This is a genomic window from Halorhabdus salina (genome assembly GCF_013839425.1).
Lineage (GTDB): Archaea > Halobacteriota > Halobacteria > Halobacteriales > Haloarculaceae > Halorhabdus > Halorhabdus salina.
Genome location: NZ_JACDNP010000023.1, coordinates 1 through 1,555 on the forward strand (window position 1 = coordinate 1; position 1,555 = coordinate 1,555).

General features: G+C 45.9%; 2 protein-coding genes. Both read right to left on the bottom strand.

Features of this window, described 5'->3' with window-relative positions; genetic code table 11:
• Nucleotides 1–336: DUF6414 family protein (locus HZR20_RS14295; protein WP_449272335.1), on the bottom strand; the 336-nt coding region annotated here is incomplete at its 3' end.
• A 1-nt stretch (nucleotide 337) separates the two neighbouring features.
• Nucleotides 338–1,537 carry an ATP-binding protein gene (locus tag HZR20_RS14300; RefSeq protein ID WP_181687422.1) on the bottom strand — a complete coding sequence of 400 codons (1,200 nt, stop codon included), beginning with the start codon at nucleotides 1,535–1,537 and terminating at the stop codon, nucleotides 338–340.
• Between the last annotated feature and the right edge of the window lie 18 nt (nucleotides 1,538–1,555).

The following is a 1,555-nucleotide window of genomic DNA, read 5'->3' on the forward strand; positions in this document are numbered from 1 at the left end:
CTCATCTTTCCGCATATCGTATAGCTCCTTGAAATTTGACTCTATAACATACTGACGAACAACCTCTGACGACTCCTCCTTTGCCGCCCCTATACTCGACTTAACGCTGGCTGGACCGGCACCCAAGTTACCAGTAATGCTACTAGAAATCCTCTTCTTCTGTCCAGTCGTCTGCTGCTCTGTAATCCCGCCAGTAGTGGATGCAAGCAAGCTGACAACAGCATCCTCCTCCATATAGACAAACTCCCGGAGCGGAGGTAAACTCGTCCAGCCAGCTTTCTCCCAAATCCAATTCTTGAATCGTATAAGGGAGAATATGAACCTAACAAACACCATATTATTCTTTCACCCCCTGTTCTACTCTGCGCTCATAACTCCGGAGAATATCCACTAACTTGATCTCATTTCGATCATCTGCCACGCAGAGTGCCCCTGCTTCATTCAGTAACCCCTTCAATTCAGCACCGGTCCAACCGTCAGCGATACTTGCAATCTGTTCAGATGAGACCTCGTTCGACACCTCGTACTGTTCACGAAGTGTATCAAATATGTCTACTCGTTCTTCAGCAGTAGGTTTAGGAAACGGAATCTTCCAGTCGAAACGACCGGATCTAAGAAGAGCGTCATCAACACCCTCAATACGGTTTGTTGAAGCAATCACCATAATATTCTCATCTGAATCCTCGAATCCGTCCATCTCAGTAAGCAGCTGTGCCACAACCCGGTTCCCAAATTGTTGATTTGCTCCATCACCTCTTTCACTCCCCAAGCTATCGATTTCATCAAAGTAGACAATTGAGGGCTCATTTTCTTCCTTAGCTGCGTCTTTGAACAGAGCGCGGATGATCTCTTCAGTATCTCCGACCCACTTAGTGACAATTTCTGGACCCCTTATCCGGTAGAATGTGGCATCGGATTCTTTAGCTAAAATTCTTGCAAAGTGAGTTTTACCCGTTCCAGCAGGCCCATAGAAAATCGCACCCATATTGGTTTCAACCCCAACCTCTTCTAATCTCTCTCGTTCTTGGAGGAATAGTTCGACTCGCTCTTGTACTTGTCTGATCTGATCAGACATCCCTCCGAAGTCCTCAAACCCTCTAACACTGAGATCATCCGACTGCTTCCGGAGCGAATTAATAATCTCCTCGACATCTGTCTCTTCAGGCGGTGAAGGCCGAGAAGAGACAGGATCTTCACTGAGAACATTACAAATCGTATCTGCATCAGTCAACTCTACAGTATTACCCTTCTTGACATCATAGTCTTCTGGATCAGTGACTTTCCTGACAACTCCGTTTTTGTCTACCAAAAACCCATCGTCGACTTCTTCTTTAATCACTCCAATAGAATTCCCTCTCTCAAGCCCGTTCTCGGCAATACGTCCATAGAATTCTCCTGACTGCAAATCGATCTGAATCACGTCGCCAACATTCAATTCAGTAGAGCCAGGCAAATTAATAGTCGTATAAGCACCATTACCGGCTCTGATGACTGCTTCAGAATCCTTAACCTCATAGACCGTTGCGAAAGCCGCCATGTTGATAACCTACATCTC

Excerpts from the sequence above, each read along its gene's own strand:
- HZR20_RS14300 (WP_181687422.1), bottom strand. The coding sequence starts at position 1,537 with ATGGCGGCTTTCGCAACGGTCTATGAGGTTAAGGATTCTGAAGCAGTC.